The sequence below is a fragment of the Halomonas koreensis genome (assembly GCF_031451675.1).
GTDB lineage: Bacteria > Pseudomonadota > Gammaproteobacteria > Pseudomonadales > Halomonadaceae > Halomonas > Halomonas koreensis.
The window spans coordinates 30,166-46,687 of sequence record NZ_JARWAK010000009.1 but is presented as its reverse complement, the minus strand read 5'-3'; the positions used below and the strand labels follow the sequence as shown (position 1 = coordinate 46,687).

General features: G+C 73.1%; 15 protein-coding genes. 7 read left to right on the top strand and 8 right to left on the bottom strand.

What is annotated here, in order from left to right; all coding sequences use genetic code 11:
• Positions 1-64 precede the first annotated feature (64 nt).
• Entirely contained in the window at positions 65-613 is a 549-nt protein-coding gene (locus tag QC818_RS11310; protein ID WP_309652968.1) for a PRC-barrel domain-containing protein, read from the top strand.
• 66 nt (positions 614-679) lie between these two features.
• On the opposite strand, the gene QC818_RS11305 is transcribed toward QC818_RS11310, so the two are convergent.
• The 5 genes from QC818_RS11305 to QC818_RS11285 form a co-directional block, all read right to left on the bottom strand.
• Complete coding sequence (locus tag QC818_RS11305) at positions 680-1,468, bottom strand: ABC transporter ATP-binding protein (protein WP_309652967.1); 789 nt, start codon at positions 1,466-1,468, stop codon at positions 680-682.
• Positions 1,465-2,562 (bottom strand): FecCD family ABC transporter permease, encoded by a 1,098-nt coding sequence (locus tag QC818_RS11300; RefSeq protein WP_309652966.1) that lies wholly within the window; start codon positions 2,560-2,562, stop codon positions 1,465-1,467. The genes QC818_RS11305 and QC818_RS11300 overlap by 4 nt, the downstream gene beginning before the upstream one ends.
• A 12-nt stretch (positions 2,563-2,574) precedes the next feature.
• Positions 2,575-3,543 (bottom strand): FecCD family ABC transporter permease, encoded by a 969-nt coding sequence (locus tag QC818_RS11295; protein ID WP_309652965.1) that lies wholly within the window; start codon positions 3,541-3,543, stop codon positions 2,575-2,577.
• A gap of 59 nt (positions 3,544-3,602) precedes the next feature.
• Complete coding sequence (locus tag QC818_RS11290; RefSeq protein WP_309652964.1) at positions 3,603-4,535, bottom strand: iron-siderophore ABC transporter substrate-binding protein; 933 nt, start codon at positions 4,533-4,535, stop codon at positions 3,603-3,605.
• Positions 4,536-4,664: 129 nt separating this feature from the next.
• The gene (locus QC818_RS11285) at positions 4,665-6,620 is read right to left on the bottom strand and encodes a ligand-gated channel protein (protein WP_309652963.1); all 1,956 of its coding nucleotides are present in this window, start codon (positions 6,618-6,620) and stop codon (positions 4,665-4,667) included.
• Positions 6,621-6,816: 196 nt separating this feature from the next.
• On the opposite strand from QC818_RS11285, the gene QC818_RS11280 reads away from it, so the two are divergent.
• Positions 6,817-7,728, top strand: a complete 912-nt coding sequence (locus tag QC818_RS11280; RefSeq protein ID WP_309652962.1) for a LysR family transcriptional regulator — start codon at positions 6,817-6,819, stop codon at positions 7,726-7,728.
• 36 nt (positions 7,729-7,764) lie between these two features.
• On the opposite strand, the gene proX is transcribed toward QC818_RS11280, so the two are convergent.
• Genes proX through QC818_RS11265 form a run of 3 tightly spaced genes read right to left on the bottom strand, consistent with a single transcriptional unit; the run spans position 7,765 to position 11,025 of the window.
• Positions 7,765-8,814, bottom strand: a complete 1,050-nt coding sequence (gene proX / locus QC818_RS11275) for a glycine betaine/L-proline ABC transporter substrate-binding protein ProX (protein ID WP_309652961.1) — start codon at positions 8,812-8,814, stop codon at positions 7,765-7,767.
• A gap of 40 nt (positions 8,815-8,854) precedes the next feature.
• A complete protein-coding gene (locus QC818_RS11270) occupies positions 8,855-9,781 on the bottom strand; it encodes an ABC transporter permease (RefSeq protein WP_309652960.1) in 927 nt (308 codons plus the stop codon).
• Between the two features lie 2 nt (positions 9,782-9,783).
• Positions 9,784-11,025 carry a quaternary amine ABC transporter ATP-binding protein gene (locus QC818_RS11265; RefSeq protein WP_309652959.1) on the bottom strand — a complete coding sequence of 414 codons (1,242 nt, stop codon included), beginning with the start codon at positions 11,023-11,025 and terminating at the stop codon, positions 9,784-9,786.
• Between the two features lie 233 nt (positions 11,026-11,258).
• Between QC818_RS11265 and QC818_RS11260 the strand changes: the two genes are divergently transcribed.
• Genes QC818_RS11260 through QC818_RS11240 form a run of 5 tightly spaced genes read left to right on the top strand, consistent with a single transcriptional unit; the run spans position 11,259 to position 16,517 of the window.
• Complete coding sequence (locus tag QC818_RS11260; RefSeq protein WP_309652958.1) at positions 11,259-11,477, top strand: DUF1656 domain-containing protein; 219 nt, start codon at positions 11,259-11,261, stop codon at positions 11,475-11,477.
• A 1-nt stretch (position 11,478) separates the two neighbouring features.
• A complete protein-coding gene (locus QC818_RS11255) occupies positions 11,479-12,342 on the top strand; it encodes an HlyD family secretion protein (protein ID WP_309652957.1) in 864 nt (287 codons plus the stop codon).
• A gap of 7 nt (positions 12,343-12,349) precedes the next feature.
• Complete coding sequence (locus tag QC818_RS11250) at positions 12,350-14,395, top strand: FUSC family protein (RefSeq protein WP_309652956.1); 2,046 nt, start codon at positions 12,350-12,352, stop codon at positions 14,393-14,395.
• Positions 14,396-14,441: 46 nt separating this feature from the next.
• The gene (locus QC818_RS11245) at positions 14,442-15,335 is read left to right on the top strand and encodes an AEC family transporter (RefSeq protein WP_309652955.1); all 894 of its coding nucleotides are present in this window, start codon (positions 14,442-14,444) and stop codon (positions 15,333-15,335) included.
• Positions 15,336-15,362: 27 nt separating this feature from the next.
• The gene (locus QC818_RS11240; protein ID WP_309652954.1) at positions 15,363-16,517 is read left to right on the top strand and encodes a PQQ-dependent sugar dehydrogenase; all 1,155 of its coding nucleotides are present in this window, start codon (positions 15,363-15,365) and stop codon (positions 16,515-16,517) included.
• Positions 16,518-16,522: the final 5 nt, after the last annotated feature.

Here is a 16,522-nt window from a genome sequence, read left to right as displayed (position 1 = left end):
GGACACCAAGCGTAGGCGACGCCCGCCGGCGTCGCCCATGGACACCGACACAAGGAGAGATGCCATGTTCCGCGACACGTCCCGCCCGACGGCCCTCGCCGGCGCCCTGCTCGCCGCCGGCCTGACCTGGGCCGCCGCCGCCCAGGCCGCGCCCCAGGGCCTGTACTCCGCCGACGAGCTGCTCGACGCCGACGTCTATACCCAGGCGGACCCCGAGCGCTCGATCGGCGAGGTGGAAGACGTGCTGCTCGACGACGACATGCGCCTGCGCGCCCTGGTCATCGACTCCGGCAGCCTGCTCGACCTGGGCGAGAAGCAATACGTGGTCGAGGCCGACCAGTTCAAGGTCGAGACCCGCCATGGGGAGCGCCTCGAGGACATCGAGTACCGCGTCACCCTGAACCTCGACGCCGCCAGCCTGCGCGACCAGCCCGAATACACCGACGGCTGGTGGAACCAGGCCCGCCAGCGCATGCGCGACGCCTGGGCCGATACCCGGGAGGGGGCCGCCAGCGCCTGGGAGACCACCCAGGAGGGCGCCTCCACCGCCCTGGACCGCATCGGCCAGGCCCTGCAGAGCGCCGGCGAAAGCGCCCAGAAGGCCGCCGAATAGTCCCTCCGCCGGCCCCGACCTCCCCGTCCGCCTCCTCGCGCCCCGCTCCGCCGGGGCGCGTCGCGTTCAGGCCCGGCGCAGGTCGGCCAGCAGCGGCGCCCCGGTGGCCGGATCCGGCACCAGGGTGCAGGCCACGCCGTAGAGCTCGTGGACCAGCGCCTCGGTGACCACCTCCGCCGGCGGCCCCTGGGCGACCACCCGGCCGTCGCGCATGGCGACCAGGTGATCGGCGTAGCGGCAGGCGCTGGCCAGGTCGTGCAGCACCAGCGCCAGGGTGCGCCCGTCGGCGGCCAGCCGGCGCACCAGCTCGAAGACCTCCAGCTGATGGCCCAGGTCGAGGGCCGAGGTCGGCTCGTCGAGCAGCAGCAGCGGCGTGCGTTGGGCGATGGTCATGGCGATCCAGGCGCGCTGACGCTGGCCGCCGGACAGCGCCTCCAGCGGGCGCTCGGCCAGGGCCTCCAGCCCGGCGGCGGCCAGGGCTTCCGCCACCGCCTGTCGATCCTCCTCGGACCACTGGCGCAGCCAGCCCTGGTGCGGCTGGCGGCCGAAGCGGATCAGGTCGCCCACGGTCAGGCCCTCCGGCGCCGTGGCCTCCTGGGGCAGCAGCGCCAGCCGCCGGGCCAGCTCCCGGGCCGGCAGCCGCCGGATGTCGCGGCCGTCGAGCAGTACCGCGCCGCGGTCCGGCGCATGCAGCCGGGCCAGGCCGGCCAGCAGGGTCGACTTGCCGCAGCCGTTGGGGCCGACGATGGCGGTCACCCGGCCCGGCGGCAGCTCGACGGCCAGGTCCTCGATGATCGGCGTGCGACCGTGGCTCAGGCTCAGGGACGCGGCCTGCAGGCGTTGGGGGGCGTTCATGTCGATGTCCTCTTGACCGGACGCAGCAGGATCCACAGCAGCCAGGGGCCGCCGACCACGGCGGTGACGATGCCCACCGGCAGCTCGATGGGCGCCAGCAACAGCCGCCCGACCAGGTCGGCCAGCACCATCACCAGGGCGCCGGCCAGCGCCGAGGCGGTGAGCGGCACGCCGCGGGGCGAGGCCAGGGAGCGGGCGATCTCGGGGCCGATCAGCGCCACCATGCCCACCGGGCCGGCGACCGCCACCGCCAGGGCGGTCAGCAGCACCGAGAGCCCCAGCACCTGGGCGCGCCGGCGGCGCAACCCCACCCCGAGCCCACGGGCCACGGCGTCGCTGAAGCGCATCAGCGACAGCGAGCGCGACAGGGCGACGGCCAGCGGCCAGCCCAGGGCCAGGCCGAGGGCGAGCAGCGTGACGGCGCCGGCCGGGCGCGCGTTGAGGGTGCCCACCGTCCACGGATAGGCGGCGTTGGCGGTGTCGATGTCCACCCGCGCCAGCAGCAGTTGGGTGACGGCCCCGCACACCGCGCCCACGCCGATACCGGCGACGATGAAACGATAGCCACGGGTGTCGCCGCCGCTGGCCACGCCGAAGGTCACGGCCGCGGCGGTGGCGGCCCCGGCCAGGGCCATGGCCGAGGGCGCCAGCGAGGTTCCCAGCCCCACCATGGAGGCCACGGCGAAGGCGGTGGCGCCGTTGTCGATGCCGATGATGCCGGGGGTGGCCAGGCGATTGCGGGCCAGGGTCTGCATCAGGCAGCCGGCCAGGGCCAGGGCCGCTCCGGTCAGCCAGGCCGCCAGCAGCCGCGGCAGGCGCAGCTCGCGGATCACGAAGGCGGCCATGGCATCGCCCTCGCCGCACAGCGCCGCCCAGGCGCCGACGGGCGACAGCCACTGCTGGCCCAGGCACAGGTAGGCCAGCGAGGCCACCAGCAGCGCGGCCAGCAGCAGCAGGCCGACGGCCAGCGCGCGGCGCTCGACCAGCACGTGGCGCCCGCCCAGAGCCAGCCGCCAGCGGCCGGGGGGCGGCGGCACGGCCTGGGGCGCCGCCGGGGCGGCGGCGCGAGGCGATAGCGGGAGGGTCTCGGACATGCGGGCTCCGGGTTACAGGGTCGGCAGTCGGCGAGCACGCACCACGGCGACCAGCACCGGGGCGCCGATCAGCGCGGTGAGCACCCCCAGCGGCAGCTCCGAGGGCGCCACCACCCGCCGCGACACCACGTCCGCGGCGAGCACCATCAGCGGCCCCAGCGGCAGGCACAGCCACAGGGTGCGGCGGATGTCGGGGCCGGCCAGGGCGCGGGCGGCGAAGGGCACCACCAGGCCGACGAAGGCGATCGGCCCGGCGATGGCGGTGGCCGCGCCCACCAGCAGTGCCACCGCCAGCACCACCAGGGCCCGCACCCGCCCGGGCCGATGGCCGAGCCCGGAGGCGACCCGCTCGCCCAGCGCCAGCGCCGCCAGCGGCCGGGCGATCAGTCCGGTGACGACGAGCGCCAGCGCCAGGCTCGGCAGCACGGCGACCAGGTCCTCCAGGCGCCGGCCGGCCAGGCTGCCGACCACCCAGAAGCGGATCTCGTCGGCGGTGCGCTGATCGAACAGCAGCAGCAGCGAGGTCAGCGAGGCGAGCAGCGCCGAGAAGGCCGCGCCGGCCAGCACCAGACGCACCGGGTCGTCGGCCAGGCCGCGCAGGCGCACCACGCCCATCACCGCGAGGCAGCCGACCAGGGCGCCGAGCTGGGCCACGGCGACGCGCAGGGTCGCCGCGCTGGCGCCCAGCCACAGCGCCACGGCCACCGCGAAGGCGGCCCCGGCGCTGACGCCGAGCAGCCCCGGCTCGGCCAGGGGATTGCGCGACACCGCCTGAAGCAGCGCCCCGGCCACGCCCAGGGCCAGGCCCACGGCGATGCCGATCAGGGTGCGCGGCAGACGCAGGGTCTCGACCACGAAGCGCGCCTCGTCGTCACCGTGCCCGACCAGCACGGCCAGGGCGCGGGCCGCCCCGACCTCGCCGGCCCCCCACAGCAGGCTGGCCAGCGCCGCCAGCGCCAGCAGCCCGGCCAGCATCGCCATGACACGGGCAAGCCCCGCCGATGGGCGGGGCTCGGACGAGGCGGCGGCGCCCCGAGCCATCAGGGCAGCAGCGCCGCTTCGATGTCGTCGAGGATCGCCTCGGCGGCCAGGGGACCGCTGGCGCTGGTCCACAGCTGGCCGTCCACCGGCACCACCCGCCCGGCCTCGACCACCGGCAGGCGGGCGAAGGCCGGGGAGGCCTGGGCCACGGCCAGGGCCTCGCCGCCCTCCTCGTTGAGGGTGGCCAGGAACAGCCAGTCGCCCCGCAGGGAGGAGAGGTTCTCCAGGCTCAGCGGGTCGCTGTGCGGGCCCTGGCCCTCGATCAGGCCGGCAGCGTCGACCTCGAGACCCACGGCGGCGAGCAGGCCCGAGGAGAACAGCCGGTCGGCCATCACCAGCGGCCCCTGGGGCATCCAGCGCACCAGGTTGGCGGTCCCCGCCTCGGTATCGCCCAGGTCCTCGCGCAGCTCGGCGGCGCGGGCCTCGACGCCGGCGATGGCGTCGTTCACCGCCGAAGCGCGCCCCAGGGCCCGGCCATACTGGCGGGCCTCGACCTTCCAGGCGTCGGGCGTGAGGCCCGGGCTGTCCGGCACCACCGTCGGCGCGATCTTCGACAGCAGCGCGTACTGGGCATCGGGCAGGTGCGGCCCGGCCAGGATCAGGTCGGGCCGCTCGCCTACCACCGCTTCCAGGTTGATCTCGCGCACCACGCCGACGATCGCCGGGCGCTGGTCGCGGAGGTGCGCGTCGAGGTAGCGGGCCACGTCGTCGCCGCCCCGGGTGGTCACCGCGCCGACCGGCATGACGCCGGCCGTCAGGGAGGCGTCCAGGGCGCCTTCGTAGAGGGTGACCACCCGCTCGGGGGCGTCCGGCACCTCGACCTCGCCATGGGCGGTGTCCAGGGTACGGGCCTGGGTCGGCCCCGCGACGGCGAGGGCCGCCGCCAGGCAGGCGACGGCCCGCAGCGAGGGCTTGAGCAGGGAAACTGGCATGATGGCTCCTTGGCTGGACGACGGCGGCCTGCGAGCCGCGCCCGCGGGCTAATCGCGTAATGATAATGAATATCAGATGCAAATTACCAGGCCGATCGCCGAACATCGCGTTCGACGATCGGCAACGCCTCAGAAGTCGACTTGCACGCCAAGCCACAGCCGGCGGCCGTCCTCGACATAGCCGTACTCGTCGGCGGTGATGTCCTCGTCGAGGAGGTTGTAGAGGCCGGCACTGAGGGTGGCGGCGGGCGTCAGGCGGTAGGCCAGACCGGCGTCCACGAAGGTGTAGGACGGCGCGACGATGGCGTCCTGGGAGGGCCCGGTGGTCGGCTGGCTCTCCTCGCCGCGATAGGAGATCCGGGTCCATTGGCTGAGCCGCTCGCCGGCCTGCCAGTCCAGGGTCGCCGAGAGCTGATGCTCGGGCAGCTGGGTCAGGGGCTCGCCCTTGTACTCGCCGCTCTTCTGCTCAGAATCCGTGTAGGTGTAACTGCCGCGCAGCTCGAAGGCCTCGCCCAGGGGCGCGCTCAACGAGACCTCGACCCCCTGGGTGACCGCCTCGTCGACGTTGACCCGATAGGTCGGATCGCTGCCCCACTGGTTGGGCCCCACGCTGCAGACGCTGTCGGGGCAGGTGACCCGGGTGATCTTGTCCTCGAAGTCGGTGTGGAAGATCGTCATCCCGGCCGCCAGCCCCGAAGGGCCGGCATAGTGCAGTCCCAGCTCCCGGCTCAGCGAGGTCTCCGCCTCCAGGTCCGGGTTGCCGTAGATGTTGCCGCCGCGGCTGATCTGGCCCCAGCCGGGGCTGGTGGCCCGCAGGTCCGGGGCCCGGAAGCCGCTGGACACCCCGCCCTTGAGGGTCCAGCGCTCGTCCAGGCGCCACACGCCGTAGAGGCGCGGCGACCAGTGGCTGCCGTAGTTCTCGTCGTGATTGAGGCGCACGCCGCCGGTCAGCGAAAAGGCCTCGGCGAGCCGCCACTCGTCCTCGGCGAACACCGCCCAGCGCCAGCGGGTCAGCTCGTCGAGGTCGGACGTCTCGGACTGGTTGCCACCGTCCTCGAGGCGCTGCTCCTCGTACTGGGCGCCCAGCGTCAGGATGTGCTCGCCCAGCGGCAGGACGCCCTTGGTGTTGGCCACGGTGCTGCGATAGTTCATGTCCCGGGACGGGTTGTCGACCGTTTCCTGCTGCAGGTAGCTCTCGGTGCTGCCGAAGCCGAAGTGGCCGTCATGGCTCAGCGCGAAGTGGCGGCGGCGATAGTCCTGCTCGGAGCGTTCCGCGGGCCGGCCCCGGCGCATGGTCGGGATGGACTCGCCGGGATGGGCGATGCGCCGCTGCTGGCTGTAGCCCGCCTCCAGGCCGAGCTCGTGGGTGGCGTCGGGGGTCCAGCTGAGCTTCGCCGTCCCGCTGGCCAGGCGCTGGTCGTTGTAGCCCTCGAGGATGTCATCCTCGTCGCGCTGGTCGTACTGGCCGTAGACCTGCAGGCCCAGCCGGTCGGCGACCAGCGGACCGGCCACATGGAAGCGGCCGTTGTAGGCGTCGCCCGAGGCGGAGTCTTCCTGGATCGTCATGCTCGTGGAGACCTCGCCGCCCCACGCCTCGGGAACCTTGCGGGTGATGACGTTGATCACCCCGCCCAGGGCGTCGGAGCCGTACAGCGAGGACATGGGCCCGCGGATCACCTCGATGCGCTCGATGGCCGACAGCGGCGGCAGCCAGCCCTGCTCGATGCCCGGGCCGTCGCTGTTGGGCCGGGTCTCCCGAGAGCCCTGGCGCCTGCCGTCGACCAGGATCAGGGTGTACTTGGCGGCCATGCCGCGGATGCTGATGTCCGAGGAGGAGCCGCCACCGGTGACGGTCACCCCGGGGACGTCGCGCAGGGCATCGGTGACATCGCGATAGGCCCGGTCCTCGAGCCGCTCCCGGGGGATCACGCTGATCGAGGCCGGGGCGTCCTGCATCTGCTGTTCGAAGCCCGCGGCGGTGACCACGATATCCTCGAGTCGCGCGGTGTCCTCGGCCATGGCGGCCGGCGCGGCCAGGCCGGCGATCGCGGTGGCCAGCAGGGAGCGAGCATGGGGCAAGGGCATGGAAGGGGTCTCCTGACGATCCCGCCGGCGCCTCCGGCCGGCGATATGAATAAGAATGTTTATTATTCATATTCTTCCACACTGTCACGCCGGCGTCCTCGCACGCCGCGTTGCAGGATACGCAACAGCCAACGCGAATGATTTTCAGCCATCGCTGGGGTACCATCCCGCCCGAACCCTCGACCCGCCGCCTGCGATGACCGATCTCGACGAGCTGCACGCCTTTCACAGCGTCATGACCACCGGCAGCCTGACCGTCAGCGCACGCCGGCTGGGCGTGGCCAAGTCGACCCTGAGCCGCCGCCTGCAGCAGCTCGAGGGCCGGCTGAACCAGCCGCTGATGCGCCGCCAGTCGAATCGCCTTGAGCCCACCGAGGCCGGCCGCGTCTTCCACGACTACTGCCGCCGCCTGATCGCGCTGGCCGACAAGGGGCAGCAGGCCCTGGACGAGCTGCGCGAGGAGATCAGCGGCGAGCTGACGCTGGTGGTCCACGAGGCGCTGGCCCGCAGCTGGGTGGCGCCGGCCATCGAGGACTTCATGAGCCGCCACCCGGGGCTGCACCTGACCCTGGCGACGCGCGAACGCCTCCCGGAGGGGGAGGCCGACGGCTCGGTGGTGATCTGGTACGGCCGGGTGGGCGAGACCTCGCTGCGCCAGGAGCCGCTGGCGCACCTGCCCCGCGGCCTCTACGCCCATCCCGACTACCTGGCCCGCCACGAGTCGCCGCGCCACCCGCGGGACCTGGACGGCCATGCCTGGATCGACCTGCTCGGCGAGGCCGGCCGGGGCCTGGTGCTGCGCCACCCCCGGCAGGGGGAACACGACGTGAAGCCGCCGGGGTCCCGGCTGCGCGTCGACCGGCTGGTGCTGCAATCGGATGCCATCGCCCGGGGCCGGGGCCTGGGGATCCTGCCGATCTGGATGGCCGAGCGCCGCCGCGCCGCGCACCCCGGCGACCTGGAACGCTGCCTGCCCGACTGGCAGGCCCCGGCGGCGCCGGTCAGCCTGCTCTACGCCCACGGGCACCGGCCGCGCCGGGTCACCGCACTGCTCGAGTTCCTGCGCGAGTCCCGCCCCGCGGCCTGGCAGACGCTGCCGGACCGGTGAGGCACCGGCCCGGCGAGGCCTTGTGCGACGCGGGGCTCAGGGCATCGCCGCGTCACGCGCCTGCTCGAGCCAGCCGTCGACCCGTTCGCGGTTCGCGGCGATCCACTCCTCGGCATGGCGCTGGATGTCCTCAGCGCTGTCCTCACCGTCGAACATCCTGGCGTTCTGGGCGAAGATGTCGTCGACGGGGATCCGCGCCACCTCGAACAGCCGCGCGGCCGCCGGGTTCGCCGCGGCGAAGTCGCTGTTGACCACCGGGCGGATATCGTTGGCCGGCCAGCCCAGGTTGCAGGGATCCTCCGTGCACCCGGTCACGCCCTCGACCACGGTCTCGTCCTCGAATTCCTGCTGGTCGGCGGGCAGGTCGGCCTCGTCCACGGTGATCCAGACCACGTCCTTGCCCGGCTCGAGCAGCCCCACCGTCCAGTTGGGGGTCCAGGTATAGAAGAAGATCGGGCCGCCCTCCTGATAGCGCCCCAGGGCATCGGCCATGGAGGCCGAGTAGCCGGCCTTGATCGGCTCGACGTGCTCGCCGAGGCCGTAGGCCTCGAGGTGGTGCGAGATCACCAGCTCGCAGCCCCAGCCCGGCGGGCAGGCCACCAGCTCGGCCTTGCCGTTGCCGTCGCTGTCGAACAGCGCGCGGATCTCGGGATCCTTGAAGTCCTCGAGGCCGGTGATGCCATGGGCCTCGGCGGTCCGCTTGTCCACCAGGTAGCCCTGCAGGGCGCCGCCCTGGGCCACGTAGCCGATCAGCTCGGCGCCCGGCTCGAAGGTGGCGCGATAGGTGTTGTGCAGCGGGAACCAGCCGTTGACCCAGAAATCCACGTCGCCCTGGGCCACGGACTGGTAGAAGGGCGGGTTGTCGAGGGTGGTGGGTCGATCGACCTCGTAGCCCAGCTCTTCCAGCAGGTGGCTGTAGACCGCGGCCGGAAACCAGCCGGTGTCCCAGGTGGCCCGGGCCGGCGTCACGTCCACGCCCTCACCCGGCAGGTGCTGGCCGCCCTGGGCCGGAGCGGCCCACAGCGCCAGGGCCAGGGCCAGCCCCGTCCACGGCAGGCCGGTGATGCCTTGGTGTCGTGCGTTCATCGCTTGCCCTCCCCTTGTGGCGCCCCGCGGACGGGGCGATTCATGGAGCCCGATCCCTGCGCATCTTGCCGAGTCCCTGGCAAAGCAGTCGCTTGAAGGAACGTCGCCCGCCGGTGCGGGCATGGCCGCCCTCGCCCAGCGCCTGGGTGACCCGGTCGAGCAGGATCGCCAGCAGCACGATGCCGATGCCGCCCAGGCTCGCCCGGCCGATGTCCAGGCGGCCCAGGCCGGTGAACACCGTCAGGCCCAGCCCGCCGGCACCGATCAGGGCGGCGATCACCACCATCGACAGCGACAGCATCAGGGTCTGGTTGAGGCCCGCCATGATGGTGCGCAGGGCCAGCGGGATCTGGATCTCGAACAGCAGCTGGCGCCGCGAGGCGCCGAAGGCCAGCCCCGCCTCGATCAGCTCGGCCTGGACCTGGCGGATCCCCAGGTTGGTCAGGCGGATCATCGGCGGCAGGGCGAAGATGATGGTGGCGATCACCCCGGGCACGATGCCCACCCCGAACAGCATCACGATCGGCACCAGGTACACGAAGGGCGGGATGGTCTGCATGATGTCCAGCACCGGCCGGATCAGCGCGGCGAAGCGGTCGCTGCGAGCGGCCAGGATGCCCAGCGGCACGCCCACCATCACGCAGAAGGCCACCGCGGTGATGATCATCGACAGGGTGATCATGGTCTCCCGCCAGATGCCCAGCAGGTCGAGGAACAGCACCGTCGCCAGGGCGAAGATCGCCACCCGGCTGCCGGCGGCGCGCCAGGCGATCAGCGGCACCAGCAGCACGAACACCGGATAGGGCAGCCACAGCAGCAGCGCCTCCAGCCCGCCGAGCACCTGCTCGATGGGCCACTGCAGGGCCTGGAAGGCGGGCCGGAAGTTGGGCACCAGCCACTCCTTGACGACCACCTCGATCCAGTCGTCCAGCGGCAGGGTGTAGAGCTCGGAGATGCGAGTGGCCATGGTCACGCCTCCTTCGCCGGGGCGGGCTCGCGCGTCGACGCGGCGCCGTCGCCGTTGCCGGCCAGCAGGGCGAAGACCCGCAGCGGCTCCAGGGTGCCATGCAGCCGGCCGGCCTCATCGAGCACGGCGATGGGCAGCCCCTCGGCGCAGGCCCCGTAGAGGCCGATCAGCTCCTGGTCGGCCCCGGCGACGGGGAAGTCGCGGCGCATCCGTTCGCCCAGCCCCGGCCCCTCGTCGTTCGCCAGCTCGTCCCGGGTCAGGATGCCCTGCGGGACGCCGTCCGCGTCGACGACATGGATGGCCGACAGCCCGGCCTCCTCGCAGCGCCGACGGGCCCGAGCCGGCGCCTCGTCCGGGGTAACGGCGGGAGCCGACTTCGCCAGGCGGCCGGCGCGGAACACCCGGCCGCGATCCACGTCCCGGGTGAAGGCGGCGACATAGTCGTCGGCCGGGGCCGCGACGATCTGCTCGGGGGTGCCGGTCTGCACGAAGCGGCCATCCTTCATGATGGCGATGCGGTCGCCGACGCGCAGGGCCTCGTGCAGGTCGTGGGTGATGAAGATGATGGTCATGTGCAGCCGCGCCTGGAGGGCCAGCAGCTCCTCCTGCATGTCGCGGCGGATCAGCGGATCCAGGGCGCTGAAGGGCTCGTCCATCAGCATGATATCGGGATCCACCGCCAGCCCGCGGGCCAGCCCCACCCGCTGCTGCATGCCGCCGCTGAGGTTGTCCGGCGGCACCTCGGCATAGGCCTCCAGGCCCACCTGGGCCAGGGCGCGACGCGCCTTGTCGCGGCGCTCGTCGGGCGCGACGCCGCGGACCTTGAGGCCGAACTCGACGTTCTCGCCGACCGTCTTGTGGGGGAAGAGCGCGAAGTGCTGGAAGACCATGGACAGCTTGTGGGCGCGCAGCTCGCGCAGGGCCTCCGCGGACAGCGACACCACGTCCTCGCCGTCCAGGCGGATGGCGCCGCGGGTGGGCTCGATCAGGCGATTGAGGCAGCGGATCAGGGTCGACTTGCCGGAGCCCGACAGCCCCATGACGACGAAGATCTCGCCGGGCTCGACCGTGAAGGAGACATCGGCGACCGCGGCCACCGAGCGGGTCTCGGCGTAGATATCGTCCTTGGACTCGCCGGCCTCGGCGCGCCGGATCGTCGCCTCCGGATCCGCGCCGAAGACCTTGTAGAGATGATCCACCACGATCTTGTGGTGTCGGGCGGGGGTCGCATCGTCGGTCGTCATCTCGCCCCCTTCGCGGCTCGGGCGATCGACGGGGCGGCGCGGCTTCGCGAGGGCGGCGTCCTGCCTGCATCCGGAGAGGAGGCACCGTGCGCCGGCGGCCCGGGCATGGTTGACGACAAGAGATTTGTATACAGGAACCTAGCCGCCGGTCACCGGGCCGTCAAGGCGCGCACCGTGCCTCGAAACCGTTCGGTTGCTAAGATATATGCCTCTGCGACCGGCCAGGAACGGACATGGGACTTCGCGAAATCGCCATCGGCGGCCTCTACCTCTCTCCCCTGCTGCTGCATGCCCTGTTGGGCATTGGCCTGGCGCTGATCGGGCGCGCCCTGCTGCACCGCTGGCTGGGGGCCCGACGTCCCTGGTTCGAGGCCTGGTTCGACACCGCCCTGTTCGTGATCTGCACCGCCGCCGTCACCTACCTTTCCTCCATCGCCGCCGGGACCGTCTGATATGCGCACCCTGCTTCGAAGCCTCGTGACCCTGGCCGTCGTGGCGATCGCCGTCGCCGCCGGCCTCTGGCTGTGGCACTACTATCTCTACACCCCCTGGACCCGCGACGGCCGGGTCCGCGCCGACGTGGTCAGCGTGGCGCCGGACGTCGCGGGCCGGGTGATCGAGCTGGCGGTCGACGACAACCAGCGCGTCGAGGCCGGCGAGACGCTGCTGCGGATCGATCCCGCGCGCTACCGGGCGGCGGTGGACAAGGCCGAGGCGGTGGTCGCCCGGCGCCGGGCCGAGCTCGAGCTGCGCGAGCACGAGGCCGCGCGGCGCAACCGCCTGAGCCGCCAGGCGATCAGCGACGAGAGCCGCGAGACGGCGCGCATCGACAGCCGGGTGGCCGAGGCCGCCCTGGCCCAGGCCGAGAGCGCCCTGGACCGCGCCCGGCTCGACCTGGCGCGCACCACCGTCACCGCCCCCACCGCGGGTCACGTGCTCAACCTCCAGCTGGCCGAGGGCAACTACGCCGCCGCCGGCACGCCCGTGCTGGCGCTGATCGAGGCGGACTCCTTCTACGTCACCGGCTACTTCGAGGAGACCAAGATGCCGCGCATCGCGGTGGGCGACCCGGCGCGGGTGACGCTGATGAGCGGCGACGTCGACCTGCGCGGCCATGTCGAGAGCATCGGCCGGGCCATCGCCGATCCCAACACCGCCCCCGATGCCCAGCTGCTGCCGCGGGTCGATCCCACCTTCAGCTGGGTGCGGCTGGCCCAGCGCATCCCGGTGCGCATCGCCCTCGACGAGCTTCCCGAGGAACGCGCGCTGAGCGCCGGCATGACGGCCTCGGTGCACATCCTCGACGCGGCGGAGTGAGGCGCCCATGTCGCCCTGGTTCGAGGCCTACCTGACGCCGTCCTCCCGGGCCGTGCAGTTCGCCGTCAAGGCCAGCCTGGCCATGCTGTTGGCGCTCTACGCGGCCCTGTGGTGCGACCTGGAGCGCCCCTACTGGGCGCTGATCTCGGCGGCCTTCCTGCAGATCCGGCCGATGAGCGGCATGGTGATCGAGAAGGGGCTCAGCCAGCTCACCGGCACCCTGGTGGGCTGCGGCGCCGGCATCGCCATCATGGCGCTGTTCGCCCAGGCCCCGGTGCCGGCGCTGACGACCCTGACCCTGTGGCTGATGCTGTGCACCTACGGCAGCTCGCTGATGCGCAACAACGCCTCCTACGGCTGCATCATGGGCGGCGTCACCGCCATGCTGATCGTGGTGATCGGTGCCGGCCGCCCGGAGGGCATCTTCGCCATCGCCGTGGCCCGGCTCTCGGAGCTGGCCCTGGGCGCGGTGGCCGCCACCCTGGTCAGCGCCCTGCTGTGGCCGGTGCGGGTACGCGACCACCTGGCCGACCAGGCCGACCGGGTGCTCCTCGAGGCCTTCCGGCATGCCCGGCTGCGGCTGACCGACAGCGACGACCCGGCCGCCCTCCAGGCCACCCTGACCGGCAGCCTGGGGCCGCTGACCCAGCTCGAGTCGGACAGCCAGGCCGCCCGCTACGAGGGCCCGGAGGGCGGCGGCCGGATTCGCGCCAGCCATGTGCTGACGCGCCGCACCCTGCGGCTGATGGCCACCCTGCACGCCCTGCAGCAGCTGCTGCATCACCATGGCCGGCGCCTGGCCCCGGCGACCCGGCGGCTGGTCGAGGCCTTGGCCGAGGGCCTGGGGGCCGCGGCCGAGGACGAGGACCACGACCGGGCCCGCCGACGCCTGCAGGCGCTGCGCCACCAGGCCATGGACTGCCCCGACGAGGCGCTCTCGCCGCTGGAGCTGCGCGTGGTGCTGGGGCTGCGCGAGATCCTCGGCCATGCGCTGGTCATGCTTGATGCCCGGGCGGCCATCGGCCGCCCCGGGGGCATGCGGCTGCGCGAGGCGCCGCTGGCCTGGCATCGCGACCACCTGGACGCCGGCCTCAACGCCCTGCGGGCCGGCGGGGTCTTCGCCACCCTGGCGGCCTTCTGGCTGGCCACCGGCTGGACCAACGGCCAGGTGGCGATGCTGATGGGCACCCTGGGCTCGGCCTTCTTCGCCAGCCGCGACGATCCGGTGACGGTGAGCCTGATGTTCGCCAAGGGCATGCTGGCGGCGATCCCCAGCGCCTTGCTGTTCGGCCATGTGCTGCTCGCCCAGGCCAGCGGCTTCCCGCTGCTCGCCCTGCTGATGCTGCCGCCGCTGTTCCTGGGCCTGCTGGGCTCGGCCAGCCCGCGGCTGACCGGCTACTGCCTGGCCTTCACCATCGGCAACATCCTGCTGACCATGCCCGGCAACGGCATGGACTTCTCCTTCGACGCCTTCCTCAACCGCGCCATCGCGGTGATGATCGGCCTGGGCACGGTGGTCACCGGCTTCCGCCTGCTGCCGGGGCTGGGGCCGGCGCTGCATCGCCGGCGCCTGGTGGGGGCCATCGCCCGCGACCTGCGGGCCCTGCCCGAGCGACGCCTCGCCGAGGCGGAGACGCGCTTCATCGGCCACATGGCCGACCGCCTGCTGCACCTGGCCCGCCACGACGACCTGCTGCCGGAGGAGCGCCGCCACCTCTTCGCCCTGGGCCTGACCGGCCTCGACGTGGGCTACGCCTGCCTGCAGCTGCGCCGCCGGCTCGACGACCTGCCGGGCGCGGCCCTGGGCGAGGCCCGGCGCGCCTTCTTCGCCGCCCTGGCCCGCGCCTTCGCCGACAGCGCCCGGGGCGAGACCAACGAGGCGGTCCGTCGCACCGGCCGGACCCTGATCGCCGCGCTCGACGACCAGGCCGCGCTCGCCGAACGGCGGCGCGCCATGCTGGCGGGGCTGGTGGAGCGCCTGGACCTGGCGCTGCGTCGACAGGCCCGCCGGGCCCGGGAGTCGCGGGCCGCGCCGCTGCCGGCGGCGGCCTGACGGCGGCGGGGCCGGCCGCGTCGCTCACACGGATAGGAGACTCGCCATGTTCGCCGAACTGTTCGCCGTGATGGCCCCGGTGCTGGCCGGGGCCGGCCTGGGCTTCGGCTGGGTGAGGCTGGGCCACGACTTCCCGGTGGCCTTCGTCACCCGCCTGGTGTTCAACGTGGGCACCCCCTCGCTGGTGCTGGCCTCGCTGGCCGATGCCGAGATCGACGCCGGCAGCTTCGGGCGCACCATGCTCGCCACGGCCCTGGTGCTGCTGGGCATGGGCGCGGCCACCGTCCTCGTCGCCCGGCTGCTGCGGCGCGACTGGCGGGTGCTGCTGGCGCCGATGATGTACCCCAACACCGGCAACATGGGCCTGCCGGTGGTGCTCTATGCCTTCGGCAGCGCCGGCTTCGCCTTCGGCATCACGGTGATGGTCACGGTGACGCTGTTCCAGTTCACCCTGGGCTCGCTGATGGCCGGGCGCGGCCACCCGCTCAGGATCCTCGCCACAACGCCCACGGTATACGCCATCCTGATCGCCCTGGCGCTGCTGCTCACCGACACCGCCCTGCCCCGCTGGCTGGCCAACAGCGTCGAGCTGATCTCGGGCTTTACGGTCCCGCTGATGCTGATCACCCTCGGCGTCTCGCTGGCCAACATCCAGGTCCGCGGCCTGCGCTCGGGTGTCGGCTTCAGCCTGCTGCGGCTGCCGCTGGCGGCGAGCCTGGCCTGGGCGGTGGGCGCGCTGCTCGAGCTGCCCGCCACGGCCCACGCCATCCTGATCCTGCAGATGAGCATGCCGGTGGCGGTGTTCAACTATCTGTTCGCCCAGAAGGCCCGGCGGCAGCCGGACTACGTGGCCAGCCTGGTGTTCTGCTCGACCCTGCTGTCGCTGCTCTACCTGCCGGTCCTGCTGGCCCTGCTGATGCGCGCACCCCCTATACTGTGAGGCGTCGTCCGTTCATGGAGGTCTCGGATGCGCCCGCACCACCGCTGGCTGGCCACCGCCCTGCTGGCCGCCACCCTCACGGCCCAGGCCGATGAGCGCCCCCTCGTCACCCGCCACCTCGCCCTCTGCCTGACGCCGATCGCCGCCGGCCTGGCCCACCCCTGGGGGCTGGTCATGCTTCCCGACGGGCGCTTCCTGGCGAGCGAGCGCGACGGCCGGCTGGCGTTGATCGACGACGGCCGGATCACCCGGCTCGCCGGCCTGCCCGAGGTCTCGCCCCGGGGCCAGGGCGGCCTGCTCGACCTGGCCCTGCACCCGGACTACGGCGACGGCGAGCACGACTGGCTCTACTTCACCTGGAGCCGGCCGGGCCCCGGCGGCACGGCGACCGCCCTGTCCCGGGCCAGGCTCGGCGACGGCCGCCTCACCGACCTCGAGCCGCTCTTCGTCCAGGATCGATTCTCGACGCCGGGGCGCCACTACGGCTCGCGGCTGGCCTGGCGGCCCGACGGCACCCTGCTGATGAGCATCGGCGATCGCGGCGTCGATCCGTCGCGCGCCCAGGACGGCGGCGACCATGCCGGCAGCATCCTGCGCCTCACCGACACCGGCGGGGTGCCGGCCGACAACCCCTTCGTCGACGATCCCGAGGTGCGCGACGAGATCTTCAGCCTCGGCCACCGCAACCCCCAGGGGCTGATCGTCGCCGGGGACGGCACCGCCTGGTCCACCGAGCATGGCCCGCGCACCGGCGACGAGCTCAACCGGCTGGTGCCCGGCGCCAACTACGGCTGGCCGGAGGTCACCCTGGGGCGGGACTATGTCACCAACCTGCCCCTCGGTCGCGACAGCGCCCCGGGGATGCGCGACCCCGTGCATGCCTTCTCGGGCCGCTTCGCTCCCTCCGGCCTGGCCCGGGTGACCGGCGAGGGCTTCGCCCCCTGGCGGGGCGACCTGCTGGCCGGCGGCCTGCGCAGCGAGACCCTGCTGCGGCTACGCTTGGCGGGCGGGGCGGTGGTCGAGCGCGAGGCCATCCTGGAAGGCGAGATCGGCCGCATCCGCACAGTCCGCCAGGGCCGGGACGGCGCCCTCTACTTGCTCGACGACGATCCCGGAGGTAGCCTCTGGCGGCTGTCGCCGGCGCCCCCGAGCGCCCAGGGTGCGCCCCGTTGCGCCGACTGAGCCTG

What these genes read in the sequence shown, in the direction of transcription:
- QC818_RS11310 (WP_309652968.1), top strand. Translation starts at nt 65, where the DNA reads ATGTTCCGCGACACGTCCCGCCCGACGGCCCTCGCCGGCGCCCTGCTC.
- QC818_RS11305 (WP_309652967.1), bottom strand. Translation starts at nt 1,468, where the DNA reads ATGAACGCCCCCCAACGCCTGCAGGCCGCGTCCCTGAGCCTGAGCCAC.
- QC818_RS11300 (WP_309652966.1), bottom strand. Translation starts at nt 2,562, where the DNA reads ATGTCCGAGACCCTCCCGCTATCGCCTCGCGCCGCCGCCCCGGCGGCG.
- QC818_RS11295 (WP_309652965.1), bottom strand. Translation starts at nt 3,543, where the DNA reads ATGGCGATGCTGGCCGGGCTGCTGGCGCTGGCGGCGCTGGCCAGCCTG.
- QC818_RS11290 (WP_309652964.1), bottom strand. Translation starts at nt 4,535, where the DNA reads ATGCCAGTTTCCCTGCTCAAGCCCTCGCTGCGGGCCGTCGCCTGCCTG.
- QC818_RS11285 (WP_309652963.1), bottom strand. Translation starts at nt 6,620, where the DNA reads ATGCCCTTGCCCCATGCTCGCTCCCTGCTGGCCACCGCGATCGCCGGC.
- QC818_RS11280 (WP_309652962.1), top strand. Translation starts at nt 6,817, where the DNA reads ATGACCGATCTCGACGAGCTGCACGCCTTTCACAGCGTCATGACCACC.
- proX (WP_309652961.1), bottom strand. Translation starts at nt 8,814, where the DNA reads ATGAACGCACGACACCAAGGCATCACCGGCCTGCCGTGGACGGGGCTG.
- QC818_RS11270 (WP_309652960.1), bottom strand. Translation starts at nt 9,781, where the DNA reads ATGGCCACTCGCATCTCCGAGCTCTACACCCTGCCGCTGGACGACTGG.
- QC818_RS11265 (WP_309652959.1), bottom strand. Translation starts at nt 11,025, where the DNA reads ATGACGACCGACGATGCGACCCCCGCCCGACACCACAAGATCGTGGTG.
- QC818_RS11260 (WP_309652958.1), top strand. Translation starts at nt 11,259, where the DNA reads ATGGGACTTCGCGAAATCGCCATCGGCGGCCTCTACCTCTCTCCCCTG.
- QC818_RS11255 (WP_309652957.1), top strand. Translation starts at nt 11,479, where the DNA reads ATGCGCACCCTGCTTCGAAGCCTCGTGACCCTGGCCGTCGTGGCGATC.
- QC818_RS11250 (WP_309652956.1), top strand. Translation starts at nt 12,350, where the DNA reads ATGTCGCCCTGGTTCGAGGCCTACCTGACGCCGTCCTCCCGGGCCGTG.
- QC818_RS11245 (WP_309652955.1), top strand. Translation starts at nt 14,442, where the DNA reads ATGTTCGCCGAACTGTTCGCCGTGATGGCCCCGGTGCTGGCCGGGGCC.
- QC818_RS11240 (WP_309652954.1), top strand. Translation starts at nt 15,363, where the DNA reads ATGCGCCCGCACCACCGCTGGCTGGCCACCGCCCTGCTGGCCGCCACC.